Annotated in this window: 9 protein-coding genes; 5 read left to right on the plus strand and 4 right to left on the minus strand. The window is 67.7% G+C overall.

What is annotated here, in order from left to right; genetic code table 11:
- Positions 1 to 6: 6 nt before the first annotated feature.
- Together H8N03_RS14820 and H8N03_RS14825 are read right to left on the minus strand one after the other, a co-directional pair.
- A complete protein-coding gene (locus tag H8N03_RS14820) occupies positions 7 to 1,077 on the minus strand; it encodes an FUSC family protein (RefSeq protein ID WP_187076974.1) in 1,071 nt (356 codons plus the stop codon).
- 54 nt (positions 1,078 to 1,131) lie between these two features.
- Positions 1,132 to 1,443 (minus strand): hypothetical protein, encoded by a 312-nt coding sequence (locus H8N03_RS14825; RefSeq protein ID WP_187076975.1) that lies wholly within the window; start codon positions 1,441 to 1,443, stop codon positions 1,132 to 1,134.
- 167 nt (positions 1,444 to 1,610) lie between these two features.
- Here H8N03_RS14825 and H8N03_RS14830 point away from each other — a divergent pair, with 167 nt between their 5' ends.
- The 5 genes from H8N03_RS14830 to H8N03_RS14850 all read left to right on the plus strand — a co-directional run bounded on the left by H8N03_RS14830 (position 1,611) and on the right by H8N03_RS14850 (position 8,203).
- A complete protein-coding gene (locus H8N03_RS14830; protein ID WP_187076976.1) occupies positions 1,611 to 3,197 on the plus strand; it encodes a DUF8189 domain-containing protein in 1,587 nt (528 codons plus the stop codon).
- A gap of 75 nt (positions 3,198 to 3,272) precedes the next feature.
- Positions 3,273 to 4,481 (plus strand): TerC family protein, encoded by a 1,209-nt coding sequence (locus H8N03_RS14835; protein WP_187076977.1) that lies wholly within the window; start codon positions 3,273 to 3,275, stop codon positions 4,479 to 4,481.
- 26 nt (positions 4,482 to 4,507) lie between these two features.
- Positions 4,508 to 6,535 (plus strand): ATP-dependent zinc metalloprotease FtsH, encoded by a 2,028-nt coding sequence (ftsH, locus tag H8N03_RS14840; protein WP_187076978.1) that lies wholly within the window; start codon positions 4,508 to 4,510, stop codon positions 6,533 to 6,535.
- On the plus strand, positions 6,532 to 7,398 hold the full coding sequence (gene ygiD / locus H8N03_RS14845; RefSeq protein WP_222623003.1) for a 4,5-DOPA-extradiol-dioxygenase: 867 nt from the start codon (positions 6,532 to 6,534) through the stop codon (positions 7,396 to 7,398). Before ftsH ends, ygiD begins: the two co-directional genes overlap by 4 nt.
- A 205-nt stretch (positions 7,399 to 7,603) precedes the next feature.
- Entirely contained in the window at positions 7,604 to 8,203 is a 600-nt protein-coding gene (locus tag H8N03_RS14850) for an ORF6N domain-containing protein (protein ID WP_187076979.1), read from the plus strand.
- A 463-nt stretch (positions 8,204 to 8,666) separates the two neighbouring features.
- Here the strand turns inward: H8N03_RS14850 and H8N03_RS14855 are convergent, their stop codons facing one another.
- Together H8N03_RS14855 and H8N03_RS14860 are read right to left on the minus strand one after the other, a co-directional pair.
- Positions 8,667 to 9,077, minus strand: coding sequence for a hypothetical protein (locus tag H8N03_RS14855; RefSeq protein ID WP_187076980.1), 411 nt, complete (start codon positions 9,075 to 9,077; stop codon positions 8,667 to 8,669).
- 7 nt (positions 9,078 to 9,084) lie between these two features.
- Positions 9,085 to 22,002, minus strand: a complete 12,918-nt coding sequence (locus tag H8N03_RS14860; RefSeq protein WP_187076981.1) for a LysM peptidoglycan-binding domain-containing protein — start codon at positions 22,000 to 22,002, stop codon at positions 9,085 to 9,087.
- Positions 22,003 to 22,074: the final 72 nt, after the last annotated feature.

The following is a 22,074-nucleotide window of genomic DNA, read 5'->3' on the forward strand; positions in this document are numbered from 1 at the left end:
CGCCGCTCAGCCCACGCGCTGCGGCACCATCCGGCGCAGCAGCGCGCCCGCCCTGCCCCGCACGGCGTCGCTGTGCAGGCAGGCCCCGCCCGCCAACCCGACGACGCAACCCAGCACGGTATCCAGCAGCCGCGCCTGCATCAGCACGTGCGCGTCGATGCTCCCCAGGTGGGCGGCTTCCGCCAGCAGGATCGACAGCGGCGTGATGAAGACGACCGCCATCCCGTAGTGGCGCACGACCAGCGTCTCGATGATGAAGGACAGCGTGAAGATCGCCACCGCGACGGTCCACGCATTCAGCGGCAGGGCCGCGACCCCCCAGAACAGCAACACCCCCAGCCCCGTGCCGATGATGCGCTGCACCTGCCGCGTCCACACGGCCCGCAGGGTCACGCCCTGGATCACCGCGAGGCAGCTCACCGGCACCCAGTAAGGCCGCGGCAACTGCAGGGCCTGCGCCAACGCGAGGGACAGGCCCACGAACGCGCCGATCAGCACCGGCTCGGTCACCACCACGTCGAAGTCGTGCACCGCTTTTGGGGCAGCGCCCGGCGCCTGTCGCCGCAACAGGTACAGGCTGTAGAGGAACGCGATGCCCACCGCGAGCACGCACCCCAGGCTCACCAGCCCGACCTGCAGCACCGTGGCCGCACCCGACGCAGGCGTGTACGCCCCGATCGCCGCCGCCATCACGAAGAAGAGGCTTCCCGGCGGCGGCACCGCATAGAAGCGGCACACCATCGTGACCACCGCGGCGATCACGGCCAGCACCGGGATCGTGAGCGGCTCGTACACGTTGCTCAGCACGCCCAGCGCATAGCTCGAGATCAGCCCGAACGCGCACGCCATCAGCCACGCCATGCGGTGCGACAGCACGGTGCCCGGCAGGTGCAGGAAGACGAGGCCGCCCAGCGAAGCCGCCAGGCCATGGGCGAGTTCGCCGAAGGCGGCGCCGATCAAGACCGGCAGCGCGGTCGCGGCCGCGGCGGCCAGCGGCATCTCCCACGGCCGGTTGCTCGCGTTGATGCGGGCGAGCTCGCGCAGCTCACGGGCGAGGAACTCCCGCAGTCGGTTCATGGGCAGGCGGCACGGGGCAAACGCGCATGCTAACCGCCCGCGCAGCGCGCGCCGCTACTCGCAGGCTTCGAGCCGCGGATTCGGGACGTCCTTGATGCCGCGGCTGCGGGCGCGCTCGGCCGCCAGCCGGACCTGCTCGTCGCGCATGCGCTGGCATTCGGCGCGCGTGGGCGCGGCGATCATGCGCTGGCGGTAATCGTGGCGCTCCTTGTCGGTCATCATGTCCCATCCCGGCGTGTACTCCGGGCCGACCCGCGGCGCACGCACGACGGAGGCGGGATCGGCGGGAGGCGGAGGCTGCTGCGCGGCGGCAGCGGCGCACAGAAGGCCGGCGGCAAGGCCGGCCGCATTCAGGACGATTCGCATCGGCAACTCCTCTCACGCAGTGCCCCCACGGTAGTGCCCCCCGGCGGCGGCCGCAATGCGCCGGATCAAGGGCTCGCGCGCGTCCGCGCATGCACCGCCCATCCGCACGCCTTGAAGAAGCTCGGCCGCTATCCATACTCGCAATTTCGCTCCGCGAAGGGAACGCCATGCCGCGCCGCCGCCTGAACGACGTCCCGCCTGCCGAGCGGCAGCGCATGGTGGACGCGCTGTTCGCTTCCTTCAGCGACATCTACCTGGAGGACGTTCCTGCGCCCCGGCCCGACCAGACCCGGACCTTTTCGACGCAATGCGTGTCCCTGGCGGAAGCAGGCGACCGCATCCTGCGGAGTGCCGGCCTGGAGGGGCTGCCGGCGTGGTCCAGCGAGGAAACGATCCCGCCCGAATGGCTGGTGGTCAAGGCGCGCCAGAACGGCACGCCGCGGTTCGCCCTGGCCACCGATCGCCCGGGCGTCGCGGTCCCGGAGGAATTCGTGTTCCCCTTGCTGTACCACCAGATCGCGCAGTACGGGGACTACGCGTACCTGACGTCCTGGCCGGCGATCCCCTGGCTGGAAGCGGTCTGGCAAGCCTTGTGTCCGGGCGCGGCCGTCGGTGACCGGGTCCGCTGGGCGGCCCCGATCCTCTGGAGCTGGGCGGCCTGGATGGCCGACAAGTACGCGGAGGCCAGGGCGTTGATCCCCACCGTCTACCATTCGCCGGACCCGAGCCAGGGCTACGACCGCCTGGTCTGCATGCCCGCACAGGACAGGTCGCTGCAACTGTTCCTGAACCAGGTCAACGGCCGGCTGTACATGCTGCGCCAGCCCCTGGCGGGCCAGGCGTGGGCGCCCTGGGTCGCGCTGTCGCAAGCCGCGTCCCTCATGGACCATGTGGTCGTGGTTCCCGACGCGAAGGGAATCCCGCAAGCCTTCGGGAATGGGCGCGACAGCGGCATCAGGCTCTGCCAGCAGGACGCCCAGGGCGGGTGGAGCCAGCCGGACCCGATCAACGAAGCGATCCCCCTCATCGCCTGGAAGGCTTCCCAATCGGACCAGGGGCGGCGGTTCGACATCTTCGGCATCGGCACCGACGGCAAGCTGTACAACCTCTGGCAGCGCGCCGATGGATCCGGCTGGGGCGGCTGGGGGCTGGTGGGCGGCGCCGGCATCACGAAGCCGAGCATGACCGTCACCCATTGCGCGGACGACACGGTCATCGTGCTGCACATCGGCTCCGATGCGCAGGTGTGGGCCCTCACGCAGTACCCGGGCGGCTATTGCCGCGACCCTTACGTGATCCAGGCCCTGCCGGAGCAGAAGGTGGAGCGCGTCTTCTCCGCGCTCAATTCGGGCGGCAAGCTCACCGTGCTCGCGCAGACCATCCTCTCGGGCCTCTACTGCTGCCATTCCAACGAGGCCGACGGCCACTGGGAGCGGTGGGACCTGGTGGACCAGCCGGTGGCCGACGCCTGCATGATGATGGCGCCCGACCAGCGGCTGGTGCTGTTCACGATCGACCCGTCCGGCGTGGTGCGTTGCCGGCGGCAGGACGCCGTCGGCGGCCGCTGGTGGACCGAGCCGCAGATCCTGGAAGGACCCGGCGGGTTTTCGAATCCGGTCATGGAAATCGACGCGCAGGGCTGCGTGCAGTTCTTCGCCTACCTGCACCAGGCGGGCACGCGGGGCTGCTACTGGCGGTCGGTGGAAAGCGCCCCGGGCTCCAACCGCATGCTGCCCTTGCGCCGCTATCTCTGACGCGCACCGGCCCCGGCCCCGCGCGGCCGGGAACCCCGGCATGATGGCGCGACCCACCGGCCGGAGAACCCCGTCATGCCGCACGCCCCCATCGCCTGGGAGCTCACGCTCGTCCTCATCCTGGGGCTGCTGCTCTACGACTACTTCTTCCACGTCCGCGCGGCGCACGTGCCGGGCATCGGCGAGGCCGCGCGCTGGTCGGCGCTGTACGTCAGCGTGGCCATCGCCTTCGGCGGCGCCGTCTGGTATTTCGGCGGCAGCGAGCTGGGCGTCCAGTACTTCGCGGGTTACCTGACGGAGAAGGCGCTCTCGGTCGACAACGTGTTCGTGTTCCTCGTGATCATGAACAGCTTCAAGGTGCCGCGCGAGGACCAGCAGAAGGCGCTGCTCATCGGCATCGTCATCGCCCTGGTCGCGCGCGCGGGCTTCATCTTCGTCGGCGCCGCGCTCATCGAGCACTTCGCCTGGGTGTTCTACATCTTCGGCATCATCCTGCTGATGACGGCCGGGCACATGATGGTGCCCGAGGACAAGCGGCACGGCGAGGAGTCCGAAGGCGTCGTGCTGCGCATGACGCGCAAGCTGATGCCGGAAGGCTGCGAATACGACGGCGACAAGCTCTTCACCGTGCGCGACGGCAAGCGCGTGATGACGCCCATGGTGCTGGTGGTCGTCGCCCTGGGCCTCACCGACATCCTGTTCGCGCTGGACTCCATCCCGGCGATCTTCGGCCTGACGCAGGACGTCTTCATCGTCTTCACGGCCACGGCCTTCTCGCTGCTCGGCCTGCGCCAGCTGTTCTTCCTGATCGAGGGCCTGCTGGAACGCCTGCTGTACCTCTCCTACGGCCTGGCCGCCATCCTGGCGTTCATCGGCATCAAGCTGGTGCTGCACGCCCTGCACGAGAACAACGTGCCCTTCATCAACGACGGCAACCCCGTGAACGTGGTGGAGATCACCACCATCACCTCGCTGGTGGTGATCGTCGGCATCCTGGTCGTGACCGTGCTGCTGTCCCTCTTCAGCCCGCGCGGCAAGGCCAAGACCGCCGTGGGCCGCCTGCGCCGGCGCCTCGCCGTGTGGCAGGAGCTGGACGCCAGGCACGCCGCGGCCGCGGACCGCGCGGCCGCCTACGAGGCGCTGGTGGCGGCGGAGAAGGCCGTCCGCGCCCTCCCGGAGGAATACCGCGCCATGATCCACGAGCGTCACACCCTGCGCGAGATGCTGGCCGACGCGCATGCGCGCCAGTCGCGCTCGCCCACGGAAGGGCAAGGCGCGGCATGATGGGGTGTTAAATCTCCAGCCCAGCCATGAACGGCCAGAACACCAGCACCAACCCGCCCGGCAAACCCAACGTCCAGCGCACGCCGATGCCGCCAAGGCGCTTCTGGCTGCTCTTCGCCGCGGTGCTGCTGGTGAACTGGGTGATCAGCAGCTATCTGTTCCCGGGCGATGCGCCCGTGACGGTGCCGTACACCGAGTTCCGCGAGCAGGCCGGCGCGGGCAACGTGAGCTCCATCTACAGCCGCGGCAACACGATCGAGGGCCGCTTCAAGAACGCGGTGACCTGGCCGCCGGCCAAGCCCGCCGCGCAACCGGGCCAGCCCGAGGCGCCGCGCGTGCGCCCCATCCCCGGTGAGCCGCGCGGCCCCTCGCGCACGGCGACGACCTTCACCACCGAGCTGCCCACTTTCTTCGACAAGGACCTGGAGAGGTTCCTCATCGACCACGGCGTGGAAATCGGTGCGGTGCCGATCAACCAGGGCAGCCTGCTCGCCACGCTGCTCTATGGCTTCGGCCCCGCCATCCTGATCATCGGCTTCTACGTCTGGATGTACCGGCGCGCTGCGAAACAAGGAGGCATGGGCGGCATGGGCGGCGGCGTGTTCGGCCTGGGGCGGAGCAAGGCCAAGCGCTACGACAACGCCGACGCCGCCAACCGCGTGACCTTCGAGGACGTGGCCGGCATCGACGAAGCCGAAACCGAGCTGGTGGAGATCGTCGAGTTCCTGAAGAACCCGCAGAAGTACACGCGCCTGGGCGGCACCTCGCCCAAGGGCGTGCTGCTGATCGGGTCGCCCGGCACCGGCAAGACGCTGCTCGCGAAGGCGGTGGCGGGCGAGGCGGGCGTGCCGTTCTTCAGCATGAGCGCCGCGGAGTTCGTGGAGATGATCGTCGGCGTGGGCGCGGCCCGCGTGCGCGACCTCTTCAAGCAGGCGCGCGAGAACGCGCCGGCCATCATCTTCATCGACGAGATCGACGCCATCGGCCGCGCGCGCGGCCAGGTGGCCATCGGCGGGGCGAGCGAGCAGGAGCAGACGCTGCAGCAGATCCTGACCGAGATGGACGGCTTCAGCGGCCGCGAGGGCATCATCGTGCTGGCCGCCACCAACACGCCCGACGTACTGGACCGCGCACTGCTGCGCCCCGGCCGCTTCGACCGCCGCGTGGTGGTGAACCTGCCGGACAAGGCGGGCCGCGAGGCCATCCTGAAGGTGCACGTGCGCAAGGTGCCGCTGGCCGCCGACGTGCACCTGGAGGAACTGGCACAGTCCACGCCGGGCTTCTCCGGCGCCGACCTCAAGAACCTGGTCAACGAAGCCGCGCTGCTGGCGGCGCGCCGCGACGAAACGGAAGTGCACCACAAGGACTTCCTCGACGCGCTGGAGAAGATCGTGCTGGGCCCCGAGCGGCCGCTGCTGCTGTCACCGGACGACAAGGAACGCATCGCGTACCACGAGAGCGGCCACGCCATCCTGGGCCTCGTGGTTCCGGGCGCCGACCCCGTGCACCGCGTGAGCATCGTGCCGCGCGGGCAGGCGCTTGGCGTCACCTACCAGCGTCCGCAGACCGACCGCTACAACTACCCCGAGGCCTACCTGCGCGCGCGCATCATCGGCATGCTGGGCGGACGCGCGGCGGAGGAAGTGGTGTACGGCACCAAGACGACGGGCGCCGAAAACGACATCGAGCAGGCCACGAATCTGGCCCGCAACATGGTGACGCGCTGGGGCATGAGCGAAGCCATCGGCATGGTGCAGCTCGCGCCGCGCGGCAATGCTTACCTGGGCCAGGCCGGCGCCTTCGGCGGCGAGAAGCCCTTCAGCGACGAGACGGCGAAACTGATCGACGACGAGGTGCAGCGCATCATCCAGGAATGCCACCAGCAGGCCCTGCGCCTGCTGCGCGAGCACCGCGCCGCGCTCGATGGACTGGTGCGCGCGCTGCTGGAGAAGGAGACGGTGGGCGAGCAGGAGATCCTGCAGGCGACCGGGCTGCCGCCGGCGCCGGAGCTGCAAAGCCGGCCCTTGCATGACCTGACGCAGCACACGCCATGAACGCCCTTCCCCGCATGCCTGCGGCCTTCATCGGCCACGGCTCGCCCATGAACACGCTGGAGCAGAACGACTTCACGCGCGCCTGGCGCGCGCTGGGGCAGGCGGTTCCGCGGCCGCGCGCGGTGCTGTGCGTGTCGGCGCACTGGTTCGTGCCGACCACGGCGGTGACGGCGATGGCCAGGCCGCGCGTCATCCACGACTTCTACGGCTTCCCGCCGGAACTCTTCGCCTTCGACTACCCGGCGCCAGGCGACCCGCAGCTGGCGCAGGAGATCGTCGACCTGCTGAAGCCCACGACCTACCTGGGCCTGGACCACGACAGCTGGGGCCTGGACCACGGCACATGGTCGGTGCTGGCGCATGTGTTTCCGCAGGCGGACATCCCGGTGCTGCAGCTGTCCATCCATTCGGGTGCGCCGCTCGCGTATCACATCGAGCTGGGCGCGATGCTGTCACCGCTGCGGGATCGCGGCGTGTTCGTCGTGGGCAGCGGGAACGTGGTGCACAACCTGCGGATGATGAATCGTGCGTATGGCGATCGGGGCTTCGACTGGGCGGAGCGCTTCGATGCGCATGTGCGCGACATCATGACCACCCGGCCGGCGGAACTGGGGGAAGTGGCGAAGGATCCGGACTGCGCGCTGGCGGTGCCGACGGCGGAGCATTTCCTGCCGCTGGCGTATATCGCGGGGATGGCTGCGGCTGCGGGGGAGAAGCCGCAGGCGTTCGCGGAGGGGAGAACGCTGGGGTCGTTGAGCATGACGAGCTATCTCGTCGGGATGGAGGTGCCGGGGGCGTTTGCGGAGGGGAAGGATACGCAGGCGATGCCGGAGAGGGTGCAGCCGGAGCAGACGAATACTTGACGGGCATTCGGCTCCCCTTGGACGCCGAGCGCCTGAACCCCCTGGCGACCGTGCGCAGTACTACCGCGGTGGCTGTGAGCTCTGGACACACGCGATCCAAAGTGTTCTGAATCCCCTACTCTGCGTTCCAAGGACGGCGTCGGTCGGAGGACCAAGAGGGGAATTCAATGGATCGCCATCGGTTACTTCAAACAGTGGCGCATCGGTGAGCACCGCGCAACACTCTGTGCTGCCGCTGGAGGCGATCACTCATCGCATCACGGTGGTGCGTGGCCAGAAGGTGCTGCTCGACTCAGACTTGGCCGCCCTCTACGGAGTGGAAACCAAGCGCTTTAACGAGGCCGTCAAGCGCAACCTGGCCAGGTTCCCGGCCGATTTCATGTTCCAGCTCTCGGCCGAGGAGTTCGAGGCTTTGAGGTCGCAAATTGCGACCTCAAACGCCCCGGCTGGGCGCGGTGGTCGGCGTTACCGCCCCCGGGCCTTCACCGAGCACGGCGCCATCATGGCTGCCTCGGTGTTGAACAGCCCGCGCGCCATCGAGGTGTCGATGTACGTGGTGCGCGCCTTTGTACGGCTGCGCGAACTCGCAGCCAACCACCAGGAACTCGCCAAGCGACTGGACGCACTGGAAGAGAAAACCGAGGCGCTCGCCCTGCAGCATGACACCTTCAGCCGCAACACCCGCGTTCAGCTCAAACAGGTGTTCGATGCGCTGCGCGAGATGATGACGCCCCCCGAGCCGACCAAACGGCCGATAGGGTTTGTGCCACCGGAGGAAAAGAAGAAAACGTCAGGCGGGCGCTGAACGAAAGAACGACGGCGAGGTCGTGCCCTGTCGGCGTACCCGCTCAGTGGCCAGGGACTCGTTTAGCGAGCTCCGCCCCTCGAAATCAGGATGAGACGCCACCCGGCGCGAGCGGCAGCAGTATGAGGACGAACCCAGGTAGGGAGACACCATGAACCAGACCACGCCCCGCGACGACGAGATGCCCGCGGAGATCGACTTCTCCGGGGGGCAAGCGCGGCAAGTTCTACCAAGCCGGCGCGCAGCTCAATTTGCCGGTGCACCTGGAACGGCAGGTGCAGGCGCGGCTCGCAGCTCTGGCCAGCGCCAAAGGCGTAGAGCTGTCTACCCTCGTCAAAGCTGCTGAAGAAGGAAATCGAGCTGATCGAGATCGGGCGCTGAACGCGGTCGGGTAGGCGCAGTAAAGGTGCCGCATCGCGGCCTCCTCTATTTGGAACCCTGCTCTCAGCAGGGGGATTTTCTTCTAAACGGTACCGTGCTTGCAGTCAGAAAGGACAAATGCTCGGCCATCTGAGAGTATGAACGTCGAACCGTTCTGGATGCTGCCAAGTATCACTCCCAGCTTTTTTGCGCCCTCAGCAATCTGGCGCCGCCACCCTTCAACGTCGCCACGGTACTTGATAGCATGAAAGAGTTGACCATCAGGCACTCTGAGTGTGTGTTTAGTGGTCGTCACACCGCCGTGCTTCGCTAGCGGGGGGGCGATATGCTCAGTGAGGCGATCAAACTGGTCATAGAGACTCAGTCGACCATCATCCTGAAAGTAAACAACCTCCGCCGTTGACGACGGCACCAGCCCTGGCAGCTGTTGCTCAGCTAGTGGCTCGATCTTTTCACCCAAGGCTCTTTCAGTTTGTTCACGCGGACTATTCATTCGTCTCTCACTTTCTTTGCGCTGGCGTAATGAGGAATCTAGTGTTTAAGCCTGCATCGGCGAACACCTTGGACCAGTGCTTTGCGAGTTCGACGCTGTTGGTGTGATAGATGGCACCACCTTCATATGCAGCCGAATAACGTCTGGCCTGATTGAACATCGCCGCTTGCTCCTGTGGGTCCATCCACGGTCGAGTATTGGCCGGATTTCTGGGAGACCTTTCCCAGTCACTAACGAACTTGGCTTCGACGGCGGCTTCCTTTCCGCCGATCACCGTCGTTGCGTCAGCACGGCCATCTCTCACCTTCCCATCAAGTATTACCTTATACCGCTGTTCTTCCGTCTGGCCGTAGAGACCTCGAACGCCGGCCTCATAACTTCGGGCCCACTCCCTTGGGCTTTTACCAGTAATCTCTACAGGCGCAGTGACTTCAAAAGTCTTCCGATCGGAGCCTCCAGCCACCATGTACGTCAAGAAATCCGAGAGTACTTTGGGGGCCTGGAGCAACGGGGGTAGCTTGGTCCAGTCAATTGAAGGAAGCTCGAAAATCGGCTTGCCTGATACCCCCCAAGTCAGACTCGGATCTGCTGGCGCAAATCCCGGCGCACCGGTCGGCATGTCGGTCCTTGGGTCGATGAAGGGAGGAGGCGCACCAGTTCCTTGAGGACGCACAGCCTGGTACCCGCCGCCAACGATGCCGCCACTGCCGGCTGCGCTGCCCGTACCAAATATGGCTGGAAGAAATCCCGTCGGCCGTCCTTCGGGATTGTCAAGGGCTTGCATGTTGCGAAGGCCTTCCGTCGTTACCCTATAGCCGGAGTCAAGCAGTCGTTGCGCTTCGGCTGCCGGCACGCCGGAGTAGCTCTGAATCGCCTGAAGTTGCTCACTGCTTGGCGCATCCGCGTGCGCCTCTCGGCTAAAGGTCGGGAGCTCATGAGGATTGTTTGCAGCCTTCCGTTCGGCAATGCTTTCCGAGAACGTTCGGCCGCTCACAAGCGCCGGGATGGGCCCGACGTCCACGTGCGCCCAGTTGTTGTTCTTGGTGATGAAGTCCCCCAGCGAATCGTCAGAACCAACCGCCGACGGCGTTGTCGGAGCCTCGCTTGACGCAGTCGCCAAACTCGCCCCCAACGCATTGCCAAATGCGTCTACTGCCACTTGCTGCACAGTGACCTTTCCACCCTTGGCCACCGCCGCTGCAGCACCTGCGGCCAACGCAGTGATTAGACGCCCACCGAAACTTTCACCCGCCTCAGGCGCGACACCAGCCCCGACAAACGCCCCGACACCGCTTGCCGCGACTGACTTCCAACTGAAATGATCTTGCAAGCCCGTGGCCACGCCTATTGCTTGGGTGGCTGCAGACGTCACTACTGCACGAATCGCAGGATTCGTGAGGGGCCCAGAGCTAACGCCGCCGGTGCCGTTGACGCCTCCCAGACCCATCGCGATACCACCTCCGATCGCGGAGAGGCCAACACCTTTCCAGTCGAAGCGGTCAAGTTCACCGGTTGCGATACCTACAGCCTGACCTGCGATGGAACCCACTGCCCCGCCCAAGGCGCCCGCTGCCCCTAAAGAAGTGGTCGTCCACACCGTGGTCATTTCCCCGGTTGCCGCGACCACGCTCACCCCGCTTCCGAAGTTGGTCAAGTACCACTGTCCGGTGAGGTACGCGACCGCGACCGCGACCACCGCCATCAGCAGCTTTTTTAACCAACTGCTCTTCTTCTTCGGCTGCGGCATCGCCATGCTCGGCGTCTTGTCCCCCTCGATCCGACTCGGGTCGTAGGGCTTGAACGTCGTGGCGTTGTTGTGGATCGTCGAGACGCGGTTCGGGATGGTCAGTGCCTGACCGACGCGCAGGTCGTTGCTCGAGGCGAGGCCATTCGCCTCCGCGATCCGGAACCAGAGCGCGCTGTCACCGTACGCACCCTGCGCAATCCCCTGTAACGTGTCACCGCTGCGAACGATGTAGGCGCCCGGGCTCGGCGCCGGGTAATTCGCACCGATCGGCGAGTAACCGAAGTCGAAGTCCTCCACGTTCCTGAAGTTCGGGACGTTGTTGTATCCGGTCGCGGGCGTCATCGGATCGACGCCCTGGCCGTACAGGCCAAGCACCTCGCCGTCGACGATGAACTGCCGCTGGATGCGCCAGCCCTGGTTCGCGTACAGCGCCTTGCCCGTGGCGTCATTCACGAACCAGCGGTTGTTGGCCGGCTGCGTCGCGTCCTCCACGCCGACCAGGAAGCCATTCGCGTCGTACCGCTGCGTGGACGATCCCGGCAGCAGCTTCGTGGACTGGGCGGTCGTGACTTCTGCTTCGTACTTGTCGTACTTCGCGAAGCGGGTGGTAGTGAACTTGTTCATGTACCCGCCCTCGTGGTTCACCACGACATACGCGTTGGCGTTACCGACTGCATCCCGGCTACCCGCCCAGCTCTGGCCGTAGTACGAGAGCGTCCACCCCCAGCCGATGTCCAGCTTGCGCGTGTTGTCGCTCTTGAACACCGTCTGGTGCACCAACCACCCATTGGTGTCGTAGTGGTTGATCCGGGTCTCCTTCCCGTTCATCTGCTCCGGCGACAGGCCCTGGTTGATCAGCTCCGCGTACCGCACCGGCAGGGAGGTACCCGGCCCGGACTGCACAACACGGTCGGCGGCGTCATAGCGACGGATGTCGATCTGCACGCCGTCGCGGATCACGCTCTCGAGCCGGTTCAGCGCGTCGTAGCGGTAGGTCTCCTGCACCTCGTCCTCGCGTGAGAGGTAGGTCGCGAACAGGTTGGTGTAGTAGCCCGTGCCGTACTGGTCGAAGTTGCCCACGGAGCTTCCATCCGCCGCGATGATCCGCTGGCCCCAGAAGGTGTCGCTCGTCCGGTTCCCGTTCTTGTCGTAGGTGACCCGGTGACCCTGCCGGCCGATGTTGCCGGCGGCGTCGACGGCGTCCACCACGATTTGCCGGTTCATCTCGTCGTAGCGGAAGTAGCGGTCCGTCGACACGGCCCGCTCGCCGTTCACGCCGTCGTAGCCCACGTGAGTCCACACGCGCGTGCGATTCCCGACCTGGTCGTACTCCATGAGCGCCACGGCGTGGCCGTCCGTGGCGACGCGCAGGTTGCCGCGCGTGTCGTAGGCGAGCGAGTTGTCCTGGTACGTGATGCCGCCCTGGTCCACGCGCTCCCGCAGCCTGCGTCCGGACAGGTCGTACACGTAGGTGGTCGTCTTGCCGTTGGCCCAGTCGCGGATGTTCACCACCTGCCCCGCGGCGTCGTAGTCGTAGCTAATGGACTGCCCGCCGGGGCTCCCCTGCCAGACGAGCTGGCGGGCGTTGTCGTACGAGTACGTGAACTCCCTTCCGCCCAGGTCCCAGTGCTTCAGGACCTGCCCGAAATAGTTGTACGACCAGCTCGCCACGGAACCGTTGGCGTCGTGCTCCGAAGTCTTGTTTCCGCGCGCGTCGTAGGCGGCGCGCGTCACCTGTCCCCGCGGCTGGGTCGTGGCGATGAGATTGCCGGCGGCGTCGTAGGCGTAGAGCGTCGTTTCACCATTGCCGTTGGTCTGCGACAGCTTGCGACCGAGCTGGTCGTATCGCATCACCTCGGTCAGCATGCGCGTACCGACCACCGTCGCTGCGGTCCAGTCCGCCCGCCAGACGCTCGCCACGCCCTTGTCGATGCTGACCACGCGGGACATCTTGTCGTAGGCGTATCCGACCGCCTTGCCCATTGCGTCGATGGTCCGCACCTTGTCCCCGAACGCGTTGTACTGGTGGCGCACCTCGCCCCAGTCCGCCTGGATTTCCTTTTCCAGGTTGCCGCCTTCGTCGTAGAACTGCCAGTTGATGCGGCCGTTGGCGTCGCGCACCGCCATCTGCCGCCAGTGCGCGTCGTAGTAGATGGTCGTCGTCGCGGCCCCCTGGCCGGCGTCCGGCAGGACCTGCTGCACGACCTGGTTGTTCGCGTTGTACCGGTAGGTGGTCTTCCAGGCCGCGTTGCGGGGGTCGGTGATCTCCACGACATTGCCCCACCGATCGACCTTCTGCGACACGACGGGCCGCAGAGAGCGGGCGCCCGCGTCCATCGAGACCGTCTGGCCGCCGATCACGATGCCTTCGTTGGTGCTGATCGCGGGCGAGCCAGGCGAGGTCGTGACGCTCACGCCCGCCTGCGTCGGACCCCAATACTCGAAGTAGCCCGTCGCATGCGCGCCCGGCGCGTTCTGGCCGGCGTACGTCCAGAGCAGCTCGTACTGATACGAGCCTCGCAACGCGCTCGTATCCACCGCACTCGTCACCTCGCGCAAGGGATCGAAGGTTCGAGGGGGGGTCACTTCCAGTGTGGACCACGCGCCCGTGCTGCCGTTCGGGCGGTACCGGAACACCTGCGTGGTGGCGGGCGGCGGGTTGGGCCAGGTGATGAAGCCTGGCGGGACGTTCTGCTGGAAGTACCGCAGGCCGGTGATGGAGTTCAGCGGCGGCAGGGAAACGGTGAACCTGCCCATCGTCGTGATGCGGTTGTCCGTGCGCAGCGGATCCCACGTGATGATCGCGTAGTCGTAGTCGCCCGGCGCAAGCCCGGACGCATCCATGCGCGCACCCATGCCGAAGTTCACGAGGCCCGCGTAGTAGTAGTCAGGGTTCGCGGTGTTGCTGGCGGGGTGCAGGTACAGCTCCACGATCGCATTCGGGTCGGGGGACACCTGCACGGTGATGCTGTTGCGGCCGTGGCCCGGCGGCTGGTCGAGGATCAACTGCCAGTTGCCGTACTTGTCCTTCTTTTCGACGGCGATGCGGTAGATCTTGTCGACACCCCAGTCCGCCAGTCCGTTGTTCCACCCGAGCTGTCCGCCGGCGTTCCACCGGTCGCCCTCCATGACGCCCGTGGTGAACGTTCGCCATGTGCCGCCCCCGGTCGTGTGATCCGCCAACATGTAGACGGGCGTGGTGTACTCGAGGGTGATGCGGATGTCGCCGCTTCCCAGCGCCGCCAGGCTGTTCCACGTGAGGGCGATCAGGTTCTGCGAATACGGGCCATCGGCGCGTTGCAGCACCGTCGCCGTCGTGTACTGGTGCTGCACGGACAGCCCACCCTGCGTCTCCTGCCGCACGGCTTCGGCCTTGCTCGTCACCCGGCCCAGCATGTCCACCTGCATGTCCACGCGCCGCGTGTACGGATGGTTGGCGGCGGCCTCCGCATTGGCGAACGTCCGGAGGTCCACGTCGCCTCCGCCCTTGCCGCCGCTGCGGATCTCCGAGGTGACGTTGCCCTGCAGGTCGTACAACTGGATGCGGTCGACGCCGTCGCCCGTGTTGGTGCGCCACAGGCGCCCTGCGTTGTCGTAGTCGAAGTATTCCTGCCAGCCGCCCTGCGTGCCCTTGCGGGTGATCTCGCCGAAGGCGTTGTATTCGATGGCGGCCGTGACGAGCCCCGCCTGTGCCTGGCTGACGGTCGTGACGCCCACGCCGGCCTGCCACACGGACGTGGAAGCCGGCGTGTGCGTCTTCACCAGCCGGCCGAGCGGGTCGTACTCGTGCACCTGGAACGCGGTGCGCGTCACGGTATCGTCGCCGGTGGCGCCCTGCCATTGCTTGGCAACGTGCCCGTACGCGTCATAGGAGAAGTAGGTGCTCGAACCGGCGGCATCCTGCACCTGCGTGGCACGCCCGAAGCTGTCGAAAGTGGAGATGGTCCATCGGTCGGCGCCGTCGGCGATCGGCGGCTCCCAGCGCTCGCCGGTGGCGCTCGCCGTGCCACGGGCATGCTCCACGACCGCCACCGCATTTCCGTACGCATCGCGCAGGAAGGTCGTCAGCGGCGTGAGCGAAACACCGCTTGCGGTGCTGGAGCGCGGCGGCGCGGCGATGGCGACCACGCGGCCAAGGGCGTCGTAATAGGTGTAGGTGACCTTGCCCAGCGGATCCGACACCCACGTCTGGTTGCCCACGGCGTCGTAGCCGAAGCTCGTGACGGGCGTGGCGCGGTCGGGCGTGCCGTCCGGCCGCATGCTGATCTCCACCTGCACCCGACGCTCGCTCGTCTTGCGATTCAGCCCGTCGTAGGTGTACACCGTGGTACGGTCGTCCGGGCTGGTGGCCGATTTCGTGTAGCCGTCCACGGTCCACGCCCCCGCCACCGCGTTCGCATATTCGGTGAAGGACGTGAGGTTGCCCATCGTGTCGAACGCGCGTTCGGTGAGGTACCCCATGGCATCCACCATCGCGACTTCGTGCCCCAGCCGGTCGTAGTAGCGGGTCGTGGTGGCCCAGGTATCTGTCTTCTGGTTGCGCAGGACGCGCGACTTCACCAGCTGGCCGAAGGCGTCGTAGGTGTTCTGCGTCTTGCGGCCCGCGGTGCCGGTCTGCGAGGCCGCATCCGCACTGGAGTCGTAGAAGAACGCCGAGGGCTCCGTCTTTTCGACCAGCTGCCCCAGGCGGTCGTAGGTGGAGACCAGGACGCGGTCGCGTGAATGGTCGAATCCGGCGGCGGCCAATGCCGTGTTGACCTGCGCGCGGCTCGCCGCTTGTGCGCTCTGGGTGAGGCCTGCCCCCGTGAGGGCCGTCTGCGTGCCATATCGCACAAGCTGCGTCACGTCGCCGAACGCATCGTGCGTGTACCCCGTCACGTACCCCAGCGCATCGACCTCGTACACCAAGCGCCCCAGCACGTCGTAGACCTTCTGGCTGACCGCATTGCCGACGTCGCGGTTCGCGACGGCGTTGCCAAGCGTGTCGTAGAAGGTCTCGCTCGTGAGCTGCACGTTCCTTTCCACCCGCCCGGCAAGATAGGTCGCGCCGTTGGTTGTCAGCGCGTCCGCCGCGAGGTCGTAGATCCCCACCGGTGGATGGATCACCCGGACCTGGCGGCCGAGCGCGTCGTACTCGTAGCGGGTGGTGCGTTCGCCGGAGAGGCCGGACGCCTCCGTCCGCTGGACGAGGTTGCCCAAGGCGTCATAGGCAAGGCGCGTGACGATGCGCTTGTTCTCGGCAGCACTGGCGACAAGAGCGCCATCCGGGAGCGGCACTGGGGAGAAGGGCACCTCCGGCGAAGTCTCCGTGATCAGCCGGCCCGCGGCGTCATACGCGTACGTCCAGCTCGCCCCTTTCTTGTTCGTGAAAGTCAGCTTGTTGCCGAGCGCGTCGTAAGCGAAGGATTCGGTGTTCCAATGCGCGTCCACCGCGGTGATGAGGCGGCCCGCCGCGTCGTACGTGAAGAACTCCCCCGGGTCGCGCGACGGGTCGGGCCGCAGGGCAGTCGCGATGGCGTCGACGCCGGTCGTGCCAGGGTTTACGGCCACTGCATACCTGACCGTGCGGACGAGGCGGCCCACGCCGTCGTACTGGCTCCCGCGAACGGCGCCCAGCGCATCGACGGTGTACACCGCCCGCCCGCCCGCGTCGTAGGCAGTGCGGCTCGTTCGGTCTGCGCTGGGTGTCGCGCGCACCAGGAGTTTCATGGCGGCGAGCGTCGGATTCGCGCCCAGCACCGCCGCGTCGACCGTCTTCGCATACGCGATCGTCGCGACCACGTTGCCGGTGCCGTCGTACTGCGTCTCGGTCACCGCGCCAAGGGCGTCGACCACCAGCACCTGGCGCCCCGCCGCGTCCCAGCCGAAGCGAGTGGACCGGTCGGCTCCGGCATTGGCTGCGAGCAAGGACCGGATCGCGTCGGCGGTCCCGCTTTGGCCAGGGGTCGGCACGCTCGCGATGGGTGCGGCGTAGGTTGTGCGTCGCGTCACGTGGCCGTCCGCGTCGTACGCCTGTTCGGTGACGCCGCGCAGCGCGTCCACCTCGAACACGAGTCGGTTCGCAGCGTCGTACGCCATCGTGGTGGAGCGGTCCCCGGCGCTGGCTGCGACGCTGCTCGCCGCTCCGCCCTGCGGCAACGCGGTCGCGTACTCCACCCGCCGCACGACGTTGCCGTTCCGGTCGTACACGCGCTGCGTCACGGCGCGCACGGCGTCCACCGTCCACGTCAGGCGACCCGCGGCGTCGTAGGTATGGCTCACGGTGGCGTCCCGGCTCGCGTTGGCGACCAGTGCCACGGCCGTCGACAGAGCCGAGGTCGTCGCAGCGGTGCCTGCGGGCACGGCCGCGGCATACGCTGTCCGACGGAGCAGGTTGCCGTTGTTGTCGTAGCTGTTCGCCACCACGGCGCCCGTGCCGTCGATCGTGTAGATCGCGCGGTTCATGCCGTCGTACACCGTGCGCAGGGTTGCGTCCCGAGCGGAGTCCGCGCCTGGCACGGGCAGCGTGCCGGGTGTCCAGGCCTGGATCGCGAGAGGGCTGGCGAAGGCGGTGCGCGAAACGACGTTGCCGTTTCCGTCGTACACGTAGCGCACGACGCCGCCGGTGCCATCCACGGTGGCGACCAGTCGGCTGTCCTTGTCGTACACCCGGTGCTCCACCGCGTCAAGCGCTGGCTGCGGCGTGACGAGGGCGCCCACCTGTGCGGCCGTGGGGGCCGGCGGGAGCGTGCCGATCGCGGCAGGCTTCGCGTACGTCACCGTCTTCACCACCCGGCCCGCGGCGTCGTAGGCCAGCTGCTGCACGTTGCCGAGGGCATCCACGGTGAACACCAGCCTGTCGTTCACGTCGTAGGCGTAGCGCGTCACGTAGCCCCGCGGGTCCGTGCTGGAGACGACGTTGCCGTTGCGGTCGTAGGCCCAGCTGCGCTGCAGGTTCAGCCCCGCGGGATCCACGCGCTCCTGCGTGCGTCGCCCGAGCGCGTCGTAGACGTACTGCGTGAGCGTGCCACCCGGCGAGCGCACCGTGAGCACGTTGCCGCGGGCGTCGTAGGTGGAGACCGTCTGCAGGTTCAGCCCTGCCGGGTCGACCGTCTGCTTGAGCACGCGGCCCAGGCGGTCGTATTCGACGGTGGAGGTCACGCCCATGGCGTCCGTGACCGACACCCGCTGCCCCTTCGCGTCGTACTGGTAGGTGGTGGTCAGGTTCAGACCTGCCGGATCCACCCGGCGCGTCAGGACACGATGGGCCGCGTCATAGGCGTAGGCCACCCGCGTGCCGTTGGCATCGATCGTTTCCGTGACACGGCCTGCGGCGTCATAGGCGCTGGAGGTCGTGCCCACCGGCAGCGTCGTGCGCAACAGGTTCCCGTTGCGGTCGTACAGGTAGCTGGTCGACTGGTTGTTGGCGTCGACGACGCGCTCCACCTGGCCGTGCCGCGTGTAGAACGTCGTCGTGACGATCCCTTCCGCGGTGGTCACGCGCAGGCTGCGCGCAGCGGCGTCGTAGGCGTAGCGGGTGACGCTTCCGAGCGCGTCGGTCTGCGTGAGCACGCGGTCGAACGCATCGTAGGTTGCGCTGCGCCTGCCGCCCGCGGGGTCCTTCCAGGAGACGACGCGCCCCAGGCGGTCGTAGGCCTGCTCGCGCACGTTGCCGTTCGCGTCCGTGGAGCGGATCGTGCGGCCGAAGGCGTCGTAGACGGTCGACGTGGAAAGCTGGGTGCCGCCCACGCTCTGCAGCGTGCCGGTCCGCTGCCCGCGGCGATCGACCGTGTAGGTCTCGAGCAGGTTCACCGCCGCCCCGCTCAGCTGGCGAGACGCCTCGTCGCCGAAAGCGTCGTACGTCGAGGTGCTCACCGTGCCCAGTGCGTCCGTCGTCGAGGCGACGCGCCCGTCGCGCGTGTAGGTGAGCGTGGTCCGGCTGTCGAGGGCTGCGTTGGCGATGGAGGCCAGCGCCGTGGTGAACGCGTTGCTGGCGAGCCCGCCCGTGAGGCCGGTGGTCGCGATGCGGCCGGCGTAGGAGAGGATCGCCGCCAGGCGCCCCCGGGCGTCGTAGCGTGACTCCTGCACCTCTCCGAGCGCATTCACCTTGTGCGTGAGCGCTCCGTCCGCGTCGTAGAAGAAGAGCGTGCGGTTGCCCAGCGCGTCGGTGGTGGCGATGCGCCGGCTCGCGGCGTCATAGGCGTGGCTGGTGCCGTACTGCGCCCAGATCGCATCGACCTGCGCCTGGGTCTGGCCGCCCGTGAGCAGCGCCGCCCCCTCCGCGGTCAGCTCGCCGGTCAGCCGCCCCTGGACGTCGTAGCGCGCGAGGATCGTGCGCACTTCCCCGGTGCCCGCCGCACGCACGGTGGAGACCAGGTTGCCCGCGGCGTCGTAGCTGAACTGCGTCACCACGCCCTCGGGACTCGTCTCCCGCACGACGCGATTCAAGGCATCGAAGCTGCGCAAGGTGCTGCGGTCGGACGGTGACGGCGCGGGACGCGATGGCTGCGTCGTGGATCCGGGCATGCCGACCGCCACCGCCGTGGCATAACGAATGACCTGCGTGGCGTTGCCGCTGGCGTCGTACACGGTCTCGGTGACGAAGCCCTCGCCGTCCACCTGCATCCAGGCCTGGCCGCGTGCGTTGTAGGCAGTCTGCTCGCGGACATCCGCAGGGGACCACGCCGGCACGAGCTGCGCGAGCGTCCCCGCCGCGCGCGCACCGGACGGCGTCGCCGTGGCGTACGCCACGCGCTCCAGCAGCTGGCCCGCGGCCGTGTACCGGAAGGTCGTGAGATAGCCTTCCGCGTCCAGCGTGCCGGCCAGCAGCCCGTCGGCGTCGTGGAAATGGCGCGTGACGCGATCCTGTGGCGACGGGGCCGGCAGCATCACGACCCCGTTGGCTGTTCCGATCGTGGCCACGATCGTGTTGGCATAGCGGACCGTCTGCACCAGCCGGGACGCCCCGTCATAGCGCATCTCCGTGACCTGGGCATTGCTCGACGTGCCGACACTCTTCGCTTCGCGCACCAGCCGGCCAGCGTCGTCGTACTGGCGCCAGATGCCGGCATCTCCCCCCGAAGCAGGGGGCCGCACGCCGGCAGCCGTCGCCGAAAGCAGCGGCAGCCCCGCCGCATCCACCAGCATCGCGGTGTTCACGGCCGTGCCCCAGGTGGTGATGCCGGTGACCAGGTCGCGGCGGTCGTACGTGTACTCGGTCATCGTGCCGTTGCCGTCGATCTCCGCCGTCTTGCGCCCCGCCGGGTCGTAGAGCACCCAGCTGCGCACGCCGGTCGGGTCCTGCGTCATGCGCAGGCGATCGTCCGCGTCGTAGAAGAAGCGTGTCTCGCCGAGCGCCGCGCCGGAGGTGTTCGACTGCGCGACGGCGGTCACCCGCCCTGCGGCGTCCATCGTGGTGGTGGTCACGAGCCCGCCCGCGAGGCTCACGCGCAACTTGCGACCTGCGTCGTCGTGCTGCGTGATGGTCACCTGCCCCAGCGCATCGGTGGCGGTGAGCATCCGGCCGAGCCCGTCGTGGGTGTAGCTCGTCACGCCGCCGGTGGGCGAGACCGTCTGCAGCAGGCGACCGGCCGCGTCGTAGACGTAACGCTCCACCGCCTGCGTGCCATCGAAGATGCCATCGCCGGTGGCACCGACACGCGCGAACGTCGTGCGGGACTGCAGCTGCCCCCGCACGTCGTAGGCGAGGTCCACCCGCTGCGTGCGGCTCCTGTCCTGCCCGGCCGCCCAGCTCGCGAGGGCGTTTTCGGTGAACGAGGCGTCGGGTGCCACCCCGAGGTAAGGGTACGTGCTGCCGGCGTAGGTGATCTGCGACACCTGCTGCCCGGGACCGTCGTAGCGGTACTCCGTCACCCGCCCTTCCGCACTGATGGCGAAACGCAGCTGGTTGCGGCCAGTGGCGTCGTACACGCGCCGCGACACCAGCGCACCGCCGGGGAGGCCGGGCCCGGCACCATCCGCATCGGGCTGCGTGTAGGTGGTCTCGGAAACCAGCTGGTTGCGTGCGTCGAACGTCCGGTCGACGGTGTTGCCGGCGGCGTCCCGCTGCCGGGTCTGATTGCCGCGGTCGTACTCGTAAGTGGTGACGCGCCCCTCGCCGTCGGTGACGGAGGTGACGTTGCCGGAGGTGTCGTAGACGAACCGGCGATTGGCACCCGTGCCAGCAACCGCGGGCCCCGTGATCCCGGTGATCTGTCCCTGGCCGTCGTGGTCGTAGCGGGTGACGAAACCGAGCGGGTCCGTCACCGTGGTGAAGCCCGTGCCGTAGGTGAAACTCGTGGCCTGCCCCAGGCCGTCGCGCACGGTGGCCAGCTTGTAGACCCCGGCGCCCACGTCCTGGTACGTGAACGCCACGCTCGTGCCGTCGCTCTGCGTGACCGACGCGATGCGCTTGCTCGCGCCGTCATACGTGTAGCTGGTCTGGTACACCTTGCCATCGGCGATGCTGTTGTCCGCCGGGGAGAGATCCAGCGTGACGCTCGCCAGGCGATTGAAGGCGTCGTACGCGTACCGGGCGCGCGTGGTCGTCACGCCGCCAGCCGTCGTCCGCACCTGCGAGAGGTTGTTCCCGGCGTAGTCGTACCAGACGGTGTCGCCGTTCGCCGTGGTGACGCTGGAGAGGAACCCGTTCGCGCCGTAGTTGCAGGTGAGGGCGTTGCCGCTCGTGTCGCGGCTGGAGAGCAGGCGCATCGCCCCGCTGCCCTCGTACCGCTGCAACGCACCGGTGCTGCCATCGCACCATTCGAACTGCGCATCGGCAGCGACGTAGGCGATGGTGTCGTAGGCGCCGGACCCTTCGGTGGTGAAGTAGCGGTTCGCGAAGGAATCGTAGGCGTAGATGGCGGCTGCACCGTCCGCTCCAATGCGCTGGATCGTGCTGCCCACCGCGCCGACGGTGCCCGTCACGCGCAACTGGCTCACGCCCGACGTCCACCCGTCCCCGTTGTCGTCATTGATCGACCCATTGCTGTTGTACGTGCGGAGCAACGCGGCGTCGTGCCCGCGGGCCACCAGCAGGTCGTCCTGGTCCTGCACGACGACCTGCCCCTGCGACACGTTGACGTACACGCCCTGCCCGTTGCTCCCGCGCAGGGTGCCCCCGACGTTCTCGCGCAGCCCCAGGACCTCCAGCGAGCCGAGCTCCAGGCCGCTGCGCATGCCACTGACGATCGCTACCATCTTTGCCCCTGGACGTAGGTACCCCAATACGTCCTCGTCGCGCGCGGCTGGTTTAGCGGCTAAACCGGTGCG

It is taken from the genome of Ramlibacter cellulosilyticus (assembly GCF_014297465.1).
Lineage (GTDB): Bacteria > Pseudomonadota > Gammaproteobacteria > Burkholderiales > Burkholderiaceae_C > Ramlibacter > Ramlibacter cellulosilyticus.

Excerpts from the sequence above, each read along its gene's own strand:
- H8N03_RS14820 (WP_187076974.1), bottom strand. The coding sequence starts at position 1,077 with ATGAACCGACTGCGGGAGTTCCTCGCCCGTGAGCTGCGCGAGCTCGCC.
- H8N03_RS14825 (WP_187076975.1), bottom strand. The coding sequence starts at position 1,443 with ATGCGAATCGTCCTGAATGCGGCCGGCCTTGCCGCCGGCCTTCTGTGC.
- H8N03_RS14830 (WP_187076976.1), top strand. The coding sequence starts at position 1,611 with ATGCCGCGCCGCCGCCTGAACGACGTCCCGCCTGCCGAGCGGCAGCGC.
- H8N03_RS14835 (WP_187076977.1), top strand. The coding sequence starts at position 3,273 with ATGCCGCACGCCCCCATCGCCTGGGAGCTCACGCTCGTCCTCATCCTG.
- ftsH (WP_187076978.1), top strand. The coding sequence starts at position 4,508 with ATGAACGGCCAGAACACCAGCACCAACCCGCCCGGCAAACCCAACGTC.
- ygiD (WP_222623003.1), top strand. The coding sequence starts at position 6,532 with ATGAACGCCCTTCCCCGCATGCCTGCGGCCTTCATCGGCCACGGCTCG.
- H8N03_RS14855 (WP_187076980.1), bottom strand. The coding sequence starts at position 9,077 with ATGAATAGTCCGCGTGAACAAACTGAAAGAGCCTTGGGTGAAAAGATC.
- H8N03_RS14860 (WP_187076981.1), bottom strand. The coding sequence starts at position 22,002 with ATGGTAGCGATCGTCAGTGGCATGCGCAGCGGCCTGGAGCTCGGCTCG.